The 17,742-nt window shown below is 65.3% G+C and carries 18 protein-coding genes and 1 pseudogene; 10 read left to right on the plus strand and 9 right to left on the minus strand.

Annotated features, from left to right (window positions below):
- Positions 1–22: 22 nt before the first annotated feature.
- From I6F28_RS24670 to I6F28_RS24685, 4 genes and pseudogenes are all read right to left on the minus strand, one after another.
- A complete protein-coding gene (locus I6F28_RS24670) occupies positions 23–694 on the minus strand; it encodes a DsbA family protein (RefSeq protein ID WP_036006292.1) in 672 nt (223 codons plus the stop codon).
- A gap of 140 nt (positions 695–834) precedes the next feature.
- Positions 835–1,332, minus strand: coding sequence for a DUF721 domain-containing protein (locus I6F28_RS24675; protein WP_109144991.1), 498 nt, complete (start codon positions 1,330–1,332; stop codon positions 835–837).
- A gap of 10 nt (positions 1,333–1,342) precedes the next feature.
- A complete protein-coding gene (locus tag I6F28_RS24680; RefSeq protein ID WP_036024868.1) occupies positions 1,343–1,663 on the minus strand; it encodes a HigA family addiction module antitoxin in 321 nt (106 codons plus the stop codon).
- A pseudogene (locus I6F28_RS24685) lies at positions 1,638–1,920 on the minus strand (type II toxin-antitoxin system RelE/ParE family toxin). Before I6F28_RS24685 ends, I6F28_RS24680 begins: the two are co-directional and overlap by 26 nt.
- Before the next feature lie 83 nt (positions 1,921–2,003).
- On the opposite strand from I6F28_RS24685, the gene mutY reads away from it, so the two are divergent.
- Positions 2,004–3,095: an A/G-specific adenine glycosylase gene (gene mutY / locus I6F28_RS24690; RefSeq protein ID WP_225141505.1), complete on the plus strand. Its 1,092-nt coding sequence runs from the start codon at positions 2,004–2,006 to the stop codon at positions 3,093–3,095.
- A gap of 65 nt (positions 3,096–3,160) precedes the next feature.
- The gene (locus I6F28_RS24695) at positions 3,161–3,583 is read left to right on the plus strand and encodes a PaaI family thioesterase (protein ID WP_036006298.1); all 423 of its coding nucleotides are present in this window, start codon (positions 3,161–3,163) and stop codon (positions 3,581–3,583) included.
- 210 nt (positions 3,584–3,793) lie between these two features.
- Here I6F28_RS24695 and I6F28_RS24700 read toward each other — a convergent pair whose 3' ends face one another.
- Positions 3,794–5,071 carry a flavin-dependent oxidoreductase gene (locus I6F28_RS24700; RefSeq protein WP_225141507.1) on the minus strand — a complete coding sequence of 426 codons (1,278 nt, stop codon included), beginning with the start codon at positions 5,069–5,071 and terminating at the stop codon, positions 3,794–3,796.
- Positions 5,072–5,195: 124 nt separating this feature from the next.
- Between I6F28_RS24700 and I6F28_RS24705 the strand changes: the two genes are divergently transcribed.
- The gene (locus tag I6F28_RS24705) at positions 5,196–5,816 is read left to right on the plus strand and encodes a glutathione S-transferase family protein (RefSeq protein WP_036006329.1); all 621 of its coding nucleotides are present in this window, start codon (positions 5,196–5,198) and stop codon (positions 5,814–5,816) included.
- Positions 5,817–5,926: 110 nt separating this feature from the next.
- On the opposite strand, the gene I6F28_RS24710 is transcribed toward I6F28_RS24705, so the two are convergent.
- Positions 5,927–6,850: a LysR family transcriptional regulator gene (locus I6F28_RS24710; RefSeq protein WP_225141508.1), complete on the minus strand. Its 924-nt coding sequence runs from the start codon at positions 6,848–6,850 to the stop codon at positions 5,927–5,929.
- 91 nt (positions 6,851–6,941) lie between these two features.
- Between I6F28_RS24710 and I6F28_RS24715 the strand changes: the two genes are divergently transcribed.
- The 5 genes from I6F28_RS24715 to I6F28_RS24735 all read left to right on the plus strand — a co-directional run bounded on the left by I6F28_RS24715 (position 6,942) and on the right by I6F28_RS24735 (position 13,137).
- Complete coding sequence (locus I6F28_RS24715; RefSeq protein ID WP_225141510.1) at positions 6,942–7,385, plus strand: nuclear transport factor 2 family protein; 444 nt, start codon at positions 6,942–6,944, stop codon at positions 7,383–7,385.
- A gap of 4 nt (positions 7,386–7,389) precedes the next feature.
- On the plus strand, positions 7,390–7,605 hold the full coding sequence (locus tag I6F28_RS24720; protein ID WP_225141512.1) for a DUF1127 domain-containing protein: 216 nt from the start codon (positions 7,390–7,392) through the stop codon (positions 7,603–7,605).
- A 126-nt stretch (positions 7,606–7,731) separates the two neighbouring features.
- On the plus strand, positions 7,732–8,316 hold the full coding sequence (locus I6F28_RS24725) for a biliverdin-producing heme oxygenase (RefSeq protein ID WP_225141514.1): 585 nt from the start codon (positions 7,732–7,734) through the stop codon (positions 8,314–8,316).
- Complete coding sequence (locus I6F28_RS24730; RefSeq protein ID WP_225141516.1) at positions 8,313–10,859, plus strand: HWE histidine kinase domain-containing protein; 2,547 nt, start codon at positions 8,313–8,315, stop codon at positions 10,857–10,859. The genes I6F28_RS24725 and I6F28_RS24730 overlap by 4 nt, the downstream gene beginning before the upstream one ends.
- Positions 10,860–11,127: 268 nt before the next feature.
- Complete coding sequence (locus tag I6F28_RS24735) at positions 11,128–13,137, plus strand: methyl-accepting chemotaxis protein (RefSeq protein ID WP_036037221.1); 2,010 nt, start codon at positions 11,128–11,130, stop codon at positions 13,135–13,137.
- Between the two features lie 54 nt (positions 13,138–13,191).
- Here the strand turns inward: I6F28_RS24735 and I6F28_RS24740 are convergent, their stop codons facing one another.
- The 3 genes from I6F28_RS24740 to I6F28_RS24750 all read right to left on the minus strand — a co-directional run bounded on the left by I6F28_RS24740 (position 13,192) and on the right by I6F28_RS24750 (position 15,648).
- On the minus strand, positions 13,192–13,872 hold the full coding sequence (locus I6F28_RS24740; protein WP_225141518.1) for a glutathione S-transferase family protein: 681 nt from the start codon (positions 13,870–13,872) through the stop codon (positions 13,192–13,194).
- A 128-nt stretch (positions 13,873–14,000) separates the two neighbouring features.
- Entirely contained in the window at positions 14,001–14,327 is a 327-nt protein-coding gene (locus I6F28_RS24745) for a hypothetical protein (protein WP_036024861.1), read from the minus strand.
- 190 nt (positions 14,328–14,517) lie between these two features.
- Entirely contained in the window at positions 14,518–15,648 is a 1,131-nt protein-coding gene (locus I6F28_RS24750; protein ID WP_036024862.1) for a site-specific DNA-methyltransferase, read from the minus strand.
- Between the two features lie 418 nt (positions 15,649–16,066).
- Between I6F28_RS24750 and ypfJ the strand changes: the two genes are divergently transcribed.
- Together ypfJ and moaB are read left to right on the plus strand one after the other, a co-directional pair.
- Entirely contained in the window at positions 16,067–17,008 is a 942-nt protein-coding gene (gene ypfJ / locus I6F28_RS24755) for a KPN_02809 family neutral zinc metallopeptidase (protein ID WP_036006315.1), read from the plus strand.
- Between the two features lie 35 nt (positions 17,009–17,043).
- On the plus strand, positions 17,044–17,607 hold the full coding sequence (moaB, locus tag I6F28_RS24760; protein ID WP_036037229.1) for a molybdenum cofactor biosynthesis protein B: 564 nt from the start codon (positions 17,044–17,046) through the stop codon (positions 17,605–17,607).
- Positions 17,608–17,742: the final 135 nt, after the last annotated feature.

Raw genomic sequence — 17,742 nt, forward strand, 5'->3', positions numbered from 1 at the left:
AATCAGGATCTTGACGCGCGAATCAGCTCTTCAGCAGCGGGTTGATCTTCTTGGCGAACTCCTCGAACGAGGTGTCGCCCTTGATCTTCTCGCCGTTGATGAAGAAGGTCGGCGTCGAATCCACCTTGAGCACGTCGCTGGCATATTTCTGGTCGGCGGCAATCTTGTCGAGCAGCGCCTGGTCCTTCAGGCAGGCCTCGACCTGCTGCTGGGTGAGGCCGGCCTGCTTGCCGATCCGCGTCAGGGTCTCGGTGGTGTTCTTCATCACCCAGTCATTCTGCTGGCGGAACAGCATGTCGGTGACCGCGAAGTATTTCGGCGCATCGTCCTTGGCGATGCAGCGCGACAGCATCGAGCCGGCGGCGGCTTTGATGTCGAGCGGGAACTCGCGGAAGATGTAACGCACCTTGCCGGTGTCGATGTATTCCGTCTTGATCTTCGGGAACACCTGCTCGTTGAAGGCGGCGCAGTGCGGGCACGTCATCGAGGCGTATTCGGTGATGGTGACGGCGGCATCCTTCGGGCCGAGCGCCATGTCGGGCAGCGACACCGGCTTGGCGACGTCGGCGGCCGACTGCGCCATTGCTTCAGGGATCATGGCGTCCGAGATGAACCGCAGCGGCGAGAGCCCGGCGAACGCGGCAAGCCCGGTCAGCGACAGCATCGTGGTGAAGGCGCGGCGGGTGATGATCAAGGTCGGCTCCCGGGATTGGCAAGGTTCGCCCGAAGGACGGGTCAAGGTTTCCTGCTCGGACGGCCTGTCGCTAGCTTGAAACGTCGTTTGAGGCAATGGCGGGCGCTACGGACAGGTCCAGTTTGGCCGCGGAATGAGGCTCAATTTCGCTTGATGGCGGCCCCGAGGCGCGCCAGCGCGGTCTTCAGTTCTTCATCTTCGATCTCGGTCAGGTTCTCCGCCACCTTGGCGACGGCCTTGGGGTCGGGTGGGCCGGGCCGCTTCCGGGCCCGCGGCCGCGACAGGGGTGCCTGGCGGAAGGCCAGCTTGCCGACCGCGCTCCAGCCGAAGAAGCGGTTGACCCGCTCCAGGATCACGTCGGCCGAATGCTGGATCTCCAGCGCCATCGGCCCCTCGACCCGCAGCACCAGGGTTGCCGACTCCTGCGGCTGACCCTCCACCGGCCGCGGCCATTGCATCTTGAGCGGCTCGGCATGGGCCGCGATCTCCGGCCCCGCGATCTGCGCCCACCGCGTCACCAGCTCGCGCGCCGCAAAGCCCTGCTTGGCATAGGCCTCGGCAAAGACGTCGTCGAGCAGGATCCCGAGCGGTTTGGCGCTGACGCGGCCGGGCTTGAAGATGGGGCCGGATTTGGACATGAGCCGTCCGTTATGCCGCGGCGCGAGGCCGGATCGCCTTGAGGTCGCGATCGATCTCGCGCCGTCGTTGCATCAGATCATAGTCCATCTGCAGACCCAGGAAAAAGCCCTCCGACAGACCGAAATAGCGGGCGAGCCGCAGGTCAGTGTCGGCGGTGATGTCGCGCTTGCCGAGGACGATCTCGTTGATCCGCCGCGGCGGGACGTGAACGGCCCGCGCCAGCGCGTTCTGGCTCAGCTCCATCGGCTTCAAAAACTCCTCCAGCAGGATCTCGCCGGGATGGGGATTGCGGAGGAACCCGTTCCTAGTGGTAGTCGACGATTTCGACATCTCTCGGTCCTCCTTCATCGCACACAAAACAGATGCGCCACTGATCGTTGATCCGGATCGAGTGCTGACCTTCGCGGTTGGCTTTCAGGGCTTCCAGCCGATTGCCCGGCGGAACCTTGAGATCCCGCCAACACCCGCGCCTGGTTTAGCAAGCGCAGCTTTCGCAAAGCCACATTCTGAATGTCGGACGGCAGTTTTCGACTTCGCCGACCGGACCAGATCAACTCTGTCTCGGAGTTGGCGAAGCTCTGGATCATGTCTGTGTATAACGCAAGGCGTTATAGGGCGCAACGGTCCGGTCGCGCTGGCCACAGGCGGAATCCTCCTCTAGTAAAGGTGCATGCTCTCCACGACTGCGCGCAAGAAGGAACAGAGTACGGCGTCGTCGGTTCGCCCGCTCGCGCTCCTGCAATGGTACGATCGCCATCGCCGCCGACTGCCTTGGCGCGCCGGGCCGGGCGAGGCGTCCGATCCTTACCGCGTCTGGCTCTCCGAGATCATGCTCCAGCAGACCACCGTGAAGGCGGTCGGCCCTTATTTCGAAAAATTCGTCGCGCGCTGGCCGGATGTCACGGCGCTGGGGCGAGCCTCGCAGGACGACGTGCTGCGGATGTGGGCCGGGCTCGGCTATTACTCGCGCGCACGCAACCTCCATGCCTGCGCCGTGGCGGTGACGCGCGAGCATGGCGGCGTGTTTCCGGATACCGAGGAGGGGCTGCGCGCGCTGCCGGGGATCGGGCCCTACACGGCGGCGGCGATTGCGGCGATCGCGTTCGACCGCCGCACCATGCCGGTCGACGGCAATATCGAGCGCGTGGTGTCGCGGCTGTTCGCGGTCGAGGAGGAGCTGCCGCAAGCCAAGCCGCTCATCCAGCAACTGGCCGCGACGCTGCTGGCGGAGTCTCGCGCCGGCGACAGCGCGCAGGCGCTGATGGATCTCGGCGCCTCGATCTGCACGCCGAAGAAGCCGGCCTGCTCGCTGTGTCCGTTCACAGAGGACTGCACGGCACGCGCGCAGGGCACCCAGGAGACGTTCCCGCGCAAGGCACCGAAGAAGAGCGGGACGCTCAGGCGCGGCGCCGCCTTCGTGGTCACGCGCGGTGCCGAATTGCTGGTTCGCTCGCGGGCCGAAAAGGGGTTGCTCGGCGGCATGACGGAGGTGCCGTGCTCGGACTGGCTCGCCGGCCAGGACGACGCAACGGCGAAGCAGCAGGCGCCGCAGCTCAAGGGGCTGTCGCGCTGGCAGCGCAAGGTGGGCGTCGTCACCCACGTCTTCACGCATTTTCCGCTCGAGCTGGTGGTCTACACGGCCAAGGCCGAGGCCCGGGTCCGCGCGCCCGAGGGCATGCGTTGGGTGCCGATCGCGACTCTGGCAGATGAGGCGCTGCCCAACGTCATGCGCAAGGTCATCGCGCATGGATTGGATCTCTAGCATCCATCCTGCTGACAGCAGGCTGTCAGCAGTCTTGCGCTAACAGGGGGCAAAGGAGATCTCGCATGGTCAAGACCGCGCTCGATAACTTCCCAAGGCCCCCATGCGCCGAGCTGCTCGGCTGGCGCCTGCTCGATGCCCGTCCGGAGGAGGGCTGGATCAAGCTCGGCTTCGACGGCAAGCCGGAGTTCTGCAACCCCGCGGGCTTCATCCAGGGCGGCATGCTCTCGGCGATGCTCGACGACACCATGGGTCCGGCGGTGCTGGTGATGAGCGAGGGCCGGCTCTACACCACCACGATCAGCATGACCGTGAATTTTTTGGCACCCGCAAAGCCCGGTCCGATCACCGGCGAAGCCAAGGTCACGCAGCTCGGCAAGACCATCGCCTTCGTCGAAGCCAAGCTGATGGCAGAGGACGGCACGGTGCTGGCGACGGCAAGCGCCAGCGAGCGATTGTTGGAGGCGGCGAGGGTGGTGGGAAAATAGTTCGGCGGTGCGCACTGCTCTTCCTTCTCCCCTTGCGGGAGAAGGTGGCGCGAAGCGCCGGATGAGGGTTTGCCTCAGCGAATTCTACGGCAAAAGATTTACCTGCGGACAGAACCCCTCACCCAAGTGAGTCCGCTTCTACCTGCGTCGCTGCCCTCTCCCGCAAGGGGAGAGGGCGTATTCGCGCACATCTCGCCTTGAGCAAAGAACTCACCCCTTCGCCCGCGCGTCCTTGCTTACGATCGGCGGCTTCGCATTCAGCGCCTCGACCTGAAATCCCGCAACGCGCTTGTAGTTCGCGGCGATGTCCTCCAGCTCCTTTTGCGACAGCACGTCGGTGACGACCTTGTACCCGTCAGGCGCGCGCTCCTCGACCAGCTGCATCACCTGCTCGGGACCGTTCTTGCGGTTGAGCAGGACGAGGTCGGTGGTTGCGGCCCGCCGCTCGGCCTCATAGGCGAGCAGTGCCGCCTGCGTCGGACCGTGCGCCAGGATTTCGCGCGTGATGACGCGCGCGTCGAGGATCGCCTGCGAGGCGCCGTTCGAGCCGATCGGGTACATCGGATGCGCGGCATCGCCCATCAGCGTGACGCGGCCGAAGGTCCATTGCGACACCGGATCGCGGTCGACCAGCGGATATTCGTAAGCGTGCGGGCAGTTCCTGATCAGGGCGGGCACGTCGAGCCAGTCGAACTGCCAGCTTTCGAACCAGGGCAGGAACTCATCGAGCCGCGCCGTGCGGTTATAGTCCTCGCGACGCCACTGATAGGTCGGCGGCATGTGGCGCTCCGCGACCCAGTTGATGAGGTGGTTGCCGTCGGCGTCCGCTTCTTTCGAGATCGGATAGCAGACGAATTTCAGGATCTCGTGACCGGCCATGATCATGCTGCGGCCGGTGAGGAAGGCTTTGGCCGGCGTGACGCCGCGCCAGAGGATGCGGCCGTTCCAGATCGGCGGGCCTTCGTTCGGATAGAGCTTTTCTCGTGCGGCGGAATGGATGCCGTCGGCGGCGATCAGGATCGTGCCCTCGTAGGTGCCGGCGGCCTTGCCGGTCGCCCTGTCGACAAAGTCGGCGCGCACGCCGCCCGCCGTCTCGCTCCAGCCGGTCAGATGATGGCTGGTGAGGATGTTGTCGCGGCCGAGCCGCTCGAGCGCGGTGTCGAGCAGGATCTGCTGCAGCGTGCCGCGATGGATCGAGAATTGCGGCCATTTGTAGCCGGCCTCAAGGCCGCGCGGCTCGCTCCAGATCGGCTTGCCGTGCTTGGAGAAATATGCGAGCTCGCGCGTCCGCACACCGCTGGCGTCCAGCTTGTCCAGCAGGCCGAGCTCGATCAGCTCGCGCACCGCATGCGGCAGCACGTTGATGCCGACCCCGAGCGGCTTCAGTTCCGCGACACTCTCGAACACTTTCACGGGAACGCCGATTTGATGCAGGCTGAGCGCAAGCGTCAGCCCGCCGATGCCGCCACCGGCGATGAGTACCGTCATGAGAAAACCCCTCCGATGGAGGCGTCTTGGCACAGCCGGGCGGCCGTGGGCAACTGCGAACAGGCCGCCTATGGACGGCGCGGCGGAGGACCGTTAACCTCCGGTTTTCCCCATGAGGTCCGACATGCTCAAGCTCTACTACGCCACCGGCACCTGCGCGCTCGCCACCTACATCACCCTGGAAGAGGCCGGCGCCGACTACACCGCTGAGCGGCTGAGCTTCAAGGATAACCAGCAGAACAGCCCGGACTATCTCGCCATCAACCCGAAGGGCCGGGTGCCGGCGCTGGTCACCGACCGCGGCGTCCTGACCGAGACGCCGGCGATGCTGGCTTACCTCGCGCAGACCTTCCCCAAGGCGAAGCTCGCGCCGCTCGACGATCCCTTCGACTTTGCCCAGGTGCAGTCGTTCAACTCCTATCTCTGCTCGACCGTGCACATCAACCACGCCCACAAGATGCGCGGCGCGCGCTGGGCGACGGAGGAGAGCTCGTTCGCCGACATGAAGGCGATGGTGCCGAAGACCATGGGCGCTTGCTTCAAGCTGATCGAGCAGAAGATGTTTCGGGGACCCTGGGTGATGGGCGATCAGTACACGATCTGCGATCCCTATCTCTATACGCTCTCGACCTGGCTCGAAGGCGACAGCGTCGACATCAATGCGACGCCGAAGATCGCCGATCACTTCAAGCGCATGTCCGATCGCCCCGCGGTGAGCAAGGTGATGGCGGCGCAGAAGGCGTAGGAGCGCAGCTGTTGTGGGGTGGGTTAGCGCAGCGTAACCCACCTCTTCTGTCGCTGCGGAAGCCAAAGTGGTGGGTTACGCCTTCGGCTAACCCACCCTACGAGAGCTTGCTACGGGAGTTTCCGCCTGGCTTGCTCCAGCTGCCGCCCCGTCTCCAGCATCAGCCTTCTCAGCCAGATCGAACCGGGGTCCATCTGCGCGCGCGTCGGGTGGAACATGAACTGCTCGTCGATCCCGGGATCGAACGGCGGCGTCACCGCGACGAGGCCGAGCTGCTTCGACAGCGCGGCGATCAGCCGGCGCGGCACGAAGGCGACGAGATCGGTGCGCGCGGCAACGTGCAAGGCTTCGAGATAGCCTGGCACGACCAGCGAGATATGTCGCTCGACGCCTTTGCTGTGCAGCCAGGTGTCGATGAGATCCTCGGCGTTGCCTCGGATGATCACGCCGACATGGCGGGCGGCCAGGAACGCCTCGCGCCGCTTCAGCCTCGCTCCGACGGGATGGCCGCGCCGCACCGCCAGCGCGTCGCTGTCGGTGTAGAGCAACTGGCGATGAAACCCCTTGAAGGCGTTGCCGATCGAGATCACGAGATCGATGGTGCGGGCGAACTCGGCGTGGAAGATCGCAGGTCCCCGCCACGGCACCACGTCGATGCGGACGTTGGGGGCAAGGCGCGTCACTTTCGCCATCAAGGGCGGCATCAACAGCTCGACCGCGAGATCCGGCATCATCAGGCGGAACTGCCGCTCGCTGCGCGCGGCATCGAAGTCATCGGGCACGAACAGCCCGCGGACCTGGTCGAGCGCCTGCGCCAGCGGCGCACGCAGCGACTGGGCCCGCGGCGTCAGCTCCATCCGTACGCCCGTGCGCACCAGCAGCGGGTCACCGAAGATGTCGCGCAGGCGCTGCAATGCGTGGCTCGTGGCCGGCTGTGACAGGCCAATCCTCAGGGCCGCGCGGCTGACATTGGCTTCGCGGAGCAATGCGTCGAGCGCGGTCAACAGGTTGAGGTCGAGCGTTTTCAAATTCATGAGGTGAATAGATATCATATTTCATATCGATTTGAAGAATGACGTTGGCCCGGCGATGATCTCGGCGTTGTCACCACGAGGAGATGCCGCCATGAACGCGAGCGCCAACAAGAAACTGCTGCAGGATATCTTTGCCGCGGCCGCCAATCCCGATCCCGCCGCGCGCGACCGCGCCCTGTTCAGCGCAAGTCTCGCCGACGACGCCAAATGGGTCGTCACCGGGCAATATTCCTGGTCGCGCACCTTTGCCGGCAAGGAGGCGATCCTCAAGGATCTGCACGGTTATGTCCGCACGCGCTTGCGCGACCGCACGCGTACCGTCGCCCATCGCTTCATCGCCGATGACGACATCGTGGTGGTCGAAGCCAAGGGCGATAACGTCACGCCCGAGGGCGTGCGTTACGACAACGATTATTGCCTCGTGTTTCGTCTGGAGGACGGCAGGATCAAGGAGATTCGCGAGTACTGCGACTCCATGCTGACCGAGAAGGCGCTCGGCCCGTTTCCGCAAGCCCCCGCGAGGGCCGCGGGCTAACGGCTTGGACGAGGTCGCGTCCACCGGCCGCTCCTGTTCGTCACGGCCCGCGATGTTTGTGCGGGCCTGCCGGGCGCTGCTGGAACTCCTGCAGGCGCGGCGCGCGCGGTCTCGGGTCCGCTGCCAGCTCGCGGCCATGACCGAACGCGAGCTTCAGGATTTCGGGATGTCCCGGAGCGAGATCGAGCACGAGCTCAGAAAGCCGGTTCGGCGGAAATGAACGGAGTGGACCCCCGATGTCTCGCCTCTCGCAGTGCCAAGGCCGGCGGAACTATTGCGTGCCGCCGGCGTTCCCTCGGTTGCCGGGCGCGTCGCGCCCGCGGCAACCTGCGTTCTCGGGAATTTCATGCTGGCTGGGGCTTCGGACGTTTCAACGCAGGGAGGCCGCAGCTTCTCCGGACTGCGCGAACGACTAAGAGACGCAACGTCGGCCGCGCACCGCGACCTCGACGCGCAGCTGTCGGCGTTCGATCTGACCGAGCTCTCCGGCTATCGGCGCTTTCTGCAAGCCAGCGCCGGCGCCTTGCTGCCGCTCGAGACGGCACTCGTCGAGGCCGACGTCAGCAGGGCTTTCCCGGACTGGCCGGAGCGGTCGCGAAGCGTGGCAATCCTGGCTGATCTCGAGCGCCTCGGCAGCGCGGTGCCGAGGCTGGTGTCCGTGTCCCCATTGACGCGCAGCGGCGTGCTGGGCACGATGTATGTGCTCGAAGGCTCCCGTCTCGGGGCAAAATTCCTGCTGAAGATGGTCGCGGATTCCGGCAATCCGCGCCTCCGCGAAGCTGTCGCCTATCTCAGTCACGGCACCGGCAGGCGGTTTTGGCAAAGTTTCCTGGCGAAGCTTGCAATCGACGAGCGTTGGGACGAAGACGAGGCGATCGCGGCGGCCCACATCGCCTTCGCCGCATTCGAGCAGGCGGCGGACCGGTCATGAACCAGGCCGTCAATCTCACCAATTGCGATCGCGAGCCGATCCACATTCCTGGCAGCGTGCAGCCGTTTGGCTTCCTGCTGGCCGTGCTCTCGGATTTCACGATCTGCATGGCGTCGGACAACGTCGAGAGCTTCCTTGGAACGGATGTTGCCGACCTGCTGCAGCGGCCGCTGTCGGGCGTGATCTCCGAGGCGGCGGTCGAAACGATCCGCAGCCGGGTCGATCATCTCGGCGGTCCGGATGCGACCGAGCGCCTGTTCGGCGTCGAGCTGCAGCCCGGCAAGCCACCCTTTGATCTTTCGATCCATCTCTCCGGCGTCTATCTGATCGTCGAGGCGGAGCCGAGCGTCCACGAGCCCGGCGTCAATTCCGGCGAGCTCGTGCGCTTGATGCTCGAACGGATCCGCAAGACGCGCGGAATGGCCGATCTTGCGCGCGAGGCGGCGCGTCAGCTTAAGGTGCTGACCGGCTTCGACCGCGTCATGGTCTATCAGTTTCACCCGGACGGGTCTGGCGAGGTGATCGCCGAGACGGCGGAGTCTGGGCTCGAATCCTTTTTCGGTCTGCGTTACCCCGCCTCCGACATCCCAAGGCAGGCGCGCGCGCTCTATCAGCGCAACTGGCTGCGCATCATCGCCGACGTCGACGCGCGGCCTGCCGCGCTGATGTCCACGGCCACGCATAATGCGGGACTGCTAGACCTGTCGATGAGCGTGCTGCGCTCGGTGTCGCCGATCCACATCGAATATCTGCGCAACATGGGCGTTGCCGCCTCCATGTCGGTGTCGATCCTGCGCGACGGCAAGCTGTGGGGTCTGTTTGCCTGCCACCATTATTCGCCGCGTTACATTTCGTTCGACAAGCGCACGGCCTCCGAGCTGTTCGGTCAGATGTTCTCGTGGATCGTGGAAGGCCGCGAGCGCGAGGGCGACGTCGCCTATGAGGCCCGCGCGCATCAGGTCCAGGAGCGATTGATCGAGATCGCGGCCTCGCATGAGCACAGCCGGCGGGCGATCGTCGATTTCCTGGGCGACTATCGCAAGATGATCGAGTGCGACGGCGTCGCAGTCTGGTCCGACAACAATATCGCGCTCGAGGGGGAGACCCCGACCGAAGACGAGGTGAAGGATCTCGTCGCCTTCATCAACCGGACTTCGCCGGGCCGGATCTTCGCCAGCGCCGAGATCGCCCAGGTCTACGCCGCCGGCCAGGCCTTCCGTGACCGCGCGGCGGGCTTTCTCGCCATCCCGATCTCGCGGACCCCGCGCGATTGCCTGATCTTCTTCCGCCGCGAAGTCACGCGATCGGTGAAATGGGCCGCCGATCCCAACAAGGTCTACGACGAAGGGCCGCATGGGCCGCGTCTGACCCCGCGCAAGAGCTTCGAGCTATGGCAGGAAACGGTGGCGGGGCAGTCGAAGCCGTGGTCGGCGGCCGATATCCGCATCGCCGAGAGCCTGCGCGTCACGCTGCTGGAGGTGATCCTGCAACTGTCCGACCTCGCCGCGCGCGAGCGCCGCGGGGCACAGGAGCGGCAGGAACTGATGATCGCCGAGCTCAATCATCGCGTCCGCAACATCCTGAGCCTCGTGCGCGCCCTGGTGGCGCAGAGCAAGGAGACTGCGACCGGCATCGAGGAGTTCGCCAGCGTGCTCGGCGGCCGCATCCAGGCCCTCGCGCGCGCCCACGACCAGATCACGAACCTGAACTGGGCACCCGTCGCGCTCCGCACCCTGGTCGAGTCCGAGGCCGGCGCCTATCTCGGTGCGCGCGCAGACCGGGTGAAGATGGGCGGTCCGGACGTCGCGCTCGATCCAAAGGCGTTCGCGACGCTGGCGCTCGTCGTTCATGAGATGATGACCAATTCCGCCAAGTACGGCGCGCTTGCCGATTCCACCGGCAGTGTCGAGGTGGTCTGGCGCCTCGACCCGTCTTCCAGCCTCGTCATCGAGTGGAAGGAGAGCGGCGGTCCGCCCGTGCAGCCGCCGTCGCGGCGCGGCTTCGGCACCACCATCATCGAGCGGTCGGTGCCGTTCGATCTCAAGGGCGATGCCGAGATCCGTTTCGACCTCCTGGGCGTCCAGGCGAAGTTCGTCATTCCGCCCAACTTCGTCCAGCTCGTCCCATCCATCGCGGGAGCCGCCATGCGTATCGAGGAGCAGCAATCTGCCCGTCCACGGATTTCCGACACGGCCCTGATCGTGGAGGACAACCTGATCATCGCGATGGCCGCGGAGGTCATCCTGCTCGACCTCGGCGCCCGCCACGTCGACACCGCCGCAACCGTCGACCAGGCACTGCGCTCGATCGAGCGTTCGCGGCCGAGCTTTGCTCTGCTCGATCTCAATCTCGGCAGCGAGAGCAGCATCAAGGTGGCGCAGAAGCTAAAGGAGATCGGGGTGCCCTTCATCTTCGCGACCGGCTATGGCGAGCGCGCGCCGATCCCCGAGCCATTGGCCTCCGCGCCGGTGGTCCAGAAGCCCTACACGCTGGAAGTGGTCGAAAATGCCCTCGGCAAATTGCAGCAGGCCGGCGCCCAATAGGCATCCCCTGACGAACAGCATGCATCGGCGTGCATGGCACAGCGGATTCGCATGCGGCTTTGCATAGCTGCCGCCAAAATCGGCAGATTTGGTGCGGGTCGAGATCGGGCGCGCGAGGAATTTGAAGGTTCAATTAAGAAGTGTCCCCCATTGTGTCGCGGTGCAGCGTAGGCCGCCAGGGCGCGGCGTGCGGCTGTCGGAGTGGCCGTGACGATCGCCGGAGTCGTTCGGCCCCTTTAATTCACATGCATCTGGGTGGACAGTGGGAATGCCGAAATTTCGTTTGCGGATCAGGGGACGCCTGTACGCAGGCTTCATGGCCCTGGTGGCGGTGGGTGTCGTGATGGCGGTGGTTGCCGTCTGGAATTTGCGGGACGTGCAGGATCAGGTCGCAAGACAATCCGCCCTCTCGGACAGCACGGCGCGGGTGCTGGAAATATCGGCCCATCTGCAGGCTATTCAGCGGGCCAATTTGCGCTACGTCTACGACGGCAACGAGTCCGCAATGAAGGAAGCGCAAGAGCGCGAGACCGCGGCGAGCGAGCTGCTCCGGGTCGGCGCTCAGGGGGCGCTCTCCGAGGAGCGGCGCGCGCTCTACAACGGCCTGATCGACGAGATCGCGAAAATGCGACGCCTGCGTGACAATCTCGGCGACGCCGTCAACGAGACGAGAACGGGCAAGGCGACGCTGCTGCCGAGTGGCGAGGACCTGGCCACCAAGACGAACAAGCTCGTCGACGTGGCGCGCGCCGCCGTCGATGAAGATACCGCTTCCCTCGTCGCCGATCTCGAATCCCGAATCCTGCTCGTGAGGATCGTAAATTGGCGTTTTCTGGCCCTTCGCGATGCGCAGGGCCCTGCGACCTTCAGGGCGAGCATCGACAGGGCATTACAACGGCTCGGGGCACTCGAAAAGAGCCCGCAGGCGGCGGCGTTGCGCGCCACGCTGGCGCCGGTGAAGACCTCGCTTGAAACCTACAAGACGGCGTTCGAGACGACCTCCGCAGCGATGCTTAAAGCGGACGAGATCTACCACAAGAGCCTCGCGCCCCTCATCGTCGACAGCATCGGCAAGCTCAAGGTGGCGGAAACGACGCTGAAGGAGGACTACCAGGCATCGCGCACCACCGCCGAGGCCGTGATCGCGGGAACGACGACCGTGCAGGAGATCGCCGGCGGCCTTGCCATCCTGTTCGGAGGCATCGTCGCCTTCCTGATCGCCCGCAGCATCGTCGGTCCGCTGACCTCGATGACGCAGGCGATGGGGCGACTTGCCGGCGGCAATCTCGAGGTCGAGATTCCCGGCCGGGGCAGGGCCGACGAGATCGGCGACATGGCCAAGGCGATCCAGGTCTTCAAGGACAACATGATCGAGACCGAGAGCATGCGCGCCGAGCAGGCCGAACTCGAGGCGCGGCAGGCCGAGAACCGCAGGAAAGACATGGCCAGGCTCGCCGATCAGTTCGAGCAGGCCGTCGGCGAGATCGTCAACACGGTGTCGTCGGCATCGGGCGAGCTCGAAGCCTCCGCCGGCACGTTGACGACGACTGCCGCGCGCGCCCAGGACCTCTCGACGGAGGTCGCCAGCGCTTCGCAGGAGGCCTCGGCCAATGTGCAGGCGGTCGCCTCTGCGACCGAGGAGCTCTCCTCCTCGGTCTCCGAGATCGCCCGCCAGGTGCAGGAATCCGCCCGCATCGCCACCGAGGCTGTCGGTCAGGCGAGCCGGACCAACGAGCGCGTCGGCGCGCTCTCCAAGGCCGCCGCGCGGATCGGCGACGTGGTCGAGCTCATCAGCACCATTGCCGGCCAGACCAACCTCTTGGCGCTGAACGCCACGATCGAGGCGGCGCGCGCGGGCGAAGCCGGCCGCGGCTTTGCCGTGGTCGCTACCGAGGTCAAGGCGCTCGCCGAGCAGACGGCAAGGGCCACCGGCGAGATCGCCCAGCAGGTCTCCGGCATCCAGGCCGCGACCGAGGAGTCGGTCGGCTCGATCCGGGAGATCAGCGGCACCATCGAGCGGCTGTCGGAGATCGCCTCGACGGTCGCCGCGGCCGTGGAGCAGCAGGGCGCGGCGACGCAGGAGATCTCCCGCAACGTCCAGCAGGCGGCCCAGGGCACCCAGCTCGTCTCGTCCAACATCGGCGACGTGCAGCGCGGCGCCTCCGAGACCGGCTCGGCCTCCTCGCAGGTGTTGTCGGCGGCGCGCTCGCTCTCGGCCGACAGCAACCGGTTGAAGCAGGAAGTCGCCAAGTTCCTCAGCTCGGTCCACGCCGCCTGACGTCTTGAAAGCAAGAGGCCACGCGGATGCGCGTGGCCTCGAACAGCGGCGCGATCAAGCCACCTTGGTCGTCATGTGCTTGAACATGTTGGCTCGCGCTTCGTCGTCCATCTCGGCCTTGAAGGTGAACTTGTCCTTCAGGGCGACTGCGCGCGCCGCCGCCGGGCGCGCCGAGATCTCGTCGACCAGCCGCTTCACATTCGGGTATCGCGCAAAGGCGTCGTCGCCGAGCTTGAACGGCACCATCCGCGCCCAGCCCCACAGCGCCATGTCGACGATCGAATAGCTGTCGCCGACCATGTAGCGGCGGTCCTTCAGGTGAGCGTCGAGGATCTTGTAGTGGCGGTCGGTCTCGTACTGATAGCGGTTATGGGCGTAGTCGTGGTTCTGGTCCTTCGGTGCGAAATGCTTGAAGTGCACAGCCTGACCGGAAAAGGGCCCGACGCCGCTCGCGACGAACATCAGCCAGGACAAGAGCTCGGCGCGGTTGGAGGGGAGGAATTTGCCGGTCTTCTCGGCGAGATAGAGCAGGATGGCGTTCGAATCGAACACGATGGTGCCGCCATCGTCGATCGCCGGCACCTTGCCGTTCGGATTGATCTTGAGGAATTCCGGCGTGAATTGCTCGCCCTTGCGGGTGTCGATCTTCACCGGCTCGAACGGCAGGCCGGATTCTTCGAGATAGAGCGCGACCTTGGTCGGGTTCGGTGATCCATTGAAATAGAACTTGAGCATCAAGCATCTCCCCGGTGTCTATATTGCCCCGCGCGGCCGCGGCCTCGTTGGGCGAGCCTGTCTTGCCTGAACCTCGCCCGAGAGAGCAACCGGCGAGTTTGCCGGGCGGTGTCTGCGCGGTACGCAGATCAGGCGGCGTAACAGAGGCCGATTGCCGCCGCGAGGACCATGGCCGCGCCCACGGCCTCCAGCCGCAGGCCGAGCCGCGCGGCGAGATGCATGTCGGAGGCCCGTGCCGCGCGCTCCGACCCGCGCGCATAGCCGTGGACGATAACGTCGTGGTTGAAATTGTCGTGCGCCTCGTTGCTGCTGGCGAGCCCGACGCAGATCACGAGCACGCCGAACAGCGCCAGGCCGAAGAATCCGAGCAGCGCGATCAGGAACATCGGAAACATGCCGATCAGGAAGATCGGCAGCAGCGGCACCAGCAGCAATGTCTCGGACTGTCGTCGCATGGGAGCCCAACCGGTCAGGAGGGGGCTAGTCGGGCGAATCTAGTCCTGGTTGGCGCGGCTTTCAACTCACGCCGCTGTCATTCCGGGGCGCGCCTCTTGGCGCGAGCCCGGAATCCATTGGGCGGCATGGGACGTGGCTCGATGGATTCCGGGTTCTCGCTTCGCGAGCCCCGGAATGACGGTGGGAAAGCTACTCCGCCGCCATTCCCGCGCGGATCTCGGCGCGCAGCTCGTCGATCAGCTTGAGGCCCTTCCTGGTCTCGACGTGCCAGAAGGTCCAGCCGTTGCAGGCCTGCGCGCCTTGCGCCACCGCGCCGATCCGGTGGATCGAGCCGACCTTGTCGCCAAGCATGATGGCGCCGTCGGCGCGCACCAGCGCCCCTAACTTCTTCTTGGCGTCGAACAGCTTGGTGCCGGGCATGATCATGCCGCGCTCGATCAGCTCGGAGAACGCAACGCGCGGCGCCTCGCGCGCGGTCATGAACGGGGCAAGGCTTTCTTCCGGCAACGGTTCGACCTTGGCGATGCGCGCCTCGGCCGCCTTGGCGTAGGTCTTGTCGCGCTCGAAGCCGACATAGGAGCGGCCGAGGCGCTTGGCGACCGCGCCGGTGGTGCCGGTGCCGTTGAACGGGTCGATGACGAGATCGCCGGGCTTGGACGAGGACAGCAGCACGCGCGCCAGCAGGCCTTCCGGCTTCTGCGTCGGATGCACTTTCTTGCCGTCGGCGCCCTTGAGGCGCTCCTCGCCGGTGCAGAGCGGGATCAGCCAGTCGGACCGCGCCTGCACGTCCTCGTTGGCCGCTTTCAGCGCCTCGTAGTTGAACGTGTAGCCCTTGGCTTTTTCGTCACGCGCGGCCCAGATCATGGTTTCGTGCGCGTTGGTGAAGCGGCGGCCGCGGAAATTCGGCATCGGATTGGTCTTGCGCCAGACGATGTCGTTCAGCAGCCAGAAGCCGAGGTCCTGCATGATGGCGCCGACGCGGAAGATGTTGTGATAGGAGCCGATCACCCAGATCGTCGCCGACGGCTTCATGGCGCGGCGTGCGGCGAGCAGCCAGGCGCGGGTGAAGTCGTCGTAGGCGGCAAACGAATCGAACTTGTCCCAGTCGTCGTTGACGGCATCGACATGGGATTCGTCGGGGCGCTTGAGGTCGCCCTTGAGCTGCAGATTGTAGGGCGGATCGGCGAACACCAGGTCGACGCTGCCTGCCTGCAGCTTCGACATCTCGGCGACGCAATCACCGACGATGATGCGATGCGAAGGGGACTCAAAATTTGTGCGGGGCGCCCTTGCAGACGCCCCGCGACGCGACTCTACCATGACTCAAGAACTCTGACTCAGGCGACGCTGTCGGCGACGCGGGACCAAACAACCGACTGCCCGTTACATTGAAGGGGCAAAGTAAAAATCGACTTAACCCGCCGCTTTCGTGAGCACTCCCCGCATGATCGTTCGCGCACAAATTGTTGCGCGCATTCGCCTTGTTTTACAGTGTATTTCGCGATTGCGCGGCTCGCGGGATCGATCGTGGCGGGAAAAAGGCTGTAAATTTCTCTCGGAAAAAACTGCTCGGCCCTCGGAAAAATTTGCTGGCATCGACAGGCTGTCGCACTAGGCAATTTTTGCCGGCCACGATATTGATAAAAGCAACGGAAATTTTACGTATGTGGCGCGTTGAGCTTTCGCGTTTCTGTGCGCCGTCGAAACTTAAATCAGGGACCCCAGAGGAAAGGCCGCCATGCGCTACGATGACTTCCGCCGCAGCGACGACATCGAGGATCGTCGCGACGAAGGTGGTGGCTTTGGCGGAGGCGGAGGCGGCGGGTTCGGCCTGCCGATGGGCGGTGGCGGGCTTGGCATCGGCACCATCATCATCCTCGGCCTGGTCGGCTACGCCTTCGGCATCGATCCCCGCATCCTGATCGGCGGCGCCGAGATCCTCTCCGGCGGCGGCCATGCGCCGACCTATCAGACCGATCGTCAGGCCTCCTCCGGCAAGCGCGGCGCGCCGACCGACGAGATGGGCAGCATGATCTCCGGCATCCTCGGCGAGCTCGACGATCGCTGGAGCGAGATCTTCCAGGCCAACGGCCAGTCGTACACCGGTCCGAAGATCGTGCTGTTCCGCAACGCCACCAATGGCGGTCGCTGCGGCATGGCGCAGTCGGCCATGGGGCCGTTCTATTGTCCGCCCGACCGGACCATCTTCCTGGACACCGCCTTCTTCCGCGAGGTCGAGACCCGCTTTCGCGGCTGCTCCGGCAAGTCGGCGTGCAATTTCACCACCGCCTACATCATCGCGCACGAGGTCGGCCATCACATCCAGAACCTGCTCGGCATCATTCCGCGCGTGACGCGGCTGCAGCAGCAGGTCGGCTCGAAGGCCGAGGCCAATGCGCTCCAGGTCAAGGTGGAGTTGCAGGCCGATTGTCTGTCCGGCGTCTGGGTCAACCGTGAGGCGAAGAAGCGTCCGAACTTCCTCGAGCCCGGCGACATCGAGGCGGCGCTGACCACGGCGAGCGCGATCGGCGACGACACGCTGCAACGCCAGGCCACCGGCCGCGTGGTACCCGACTCCTTCACCCACGGCTCGGCGGCGCAACGCAAGCAATGGTTCATGATCGGCTACCAGCAGGGCACGGTCCAGGCCTGCAACACGTTCGGTGCGGGGGCGTTGTAACGCGTCAGCCCCGGAACGACGAGCGAGGGTGAAGAATGGCCTCCATCGACGAATCCAAACAATTCATCCCGCTCAACATTGCGGTGCTCACGGTGTCCGACACGCGCGCGCTTGCGGACGACAAGTCCGGTCAGACCCTCGCCGATCGTCTCACCGCTGCGGGTCATCATCTCGCCGCGCGCGAGATCGTCACCGATGATGTCGAGGCGATCCGCGCCGTGATCCGCCGCTGGATCGCCGATAGCGGCATCGACGTCGTCATCACCACCGGCGGCACCGGCTTTACCGGGCGCGACGTCACGCCCGAGGCGATCGAGCCGCTGTTCGAGAAGCGCATGGACGGCTTCTCGATCGCCTTCCACATGCTGAGCCATGCCAAGATCGGGGCGTCGACGATCCAGAGTCGCGCCACCGCCGGCGTGGCGGGCGCGACCTACATCTTCTGCCTGCCGGGCTCGCCCGGCGCCTGCCGCGACGGCTGGGACGGCATCCTGGCGGCTCAGCTCGACTACCGCACGCGCCCCTGCAATTTCGTCGAGATCATGCCGCGGCTGGACGAGCATCTGCGCCGGCCGAAAGCGCAGGGCGCGACGGTGTGAGTTCTTGCTTTTCTTCCCTTCACCCCTTGTGGGAGAAGGTGGCGCGAAGCGCCGGATGAGGGGTTCTCTCCGCGCGCACCAATGCTTGTGGAGACATACCCCTCACCCAAGCGAGCTTGCGTTTGCTAGTTGACA

Origin of the sequence: Bradyrhizobium sp. NBAIM14 (genome assembly GCF_020193895.1) — a bacterium.
In the GTDB taxonomy this organism is placed as follows: domain Bacteria; phylum Pseudomonadota; class Alphaproteobacteria; order Rhizobiales; family Xanthobacteraceae; genus Bradyrhizobium; species Bradyrhizobium yuanmingense.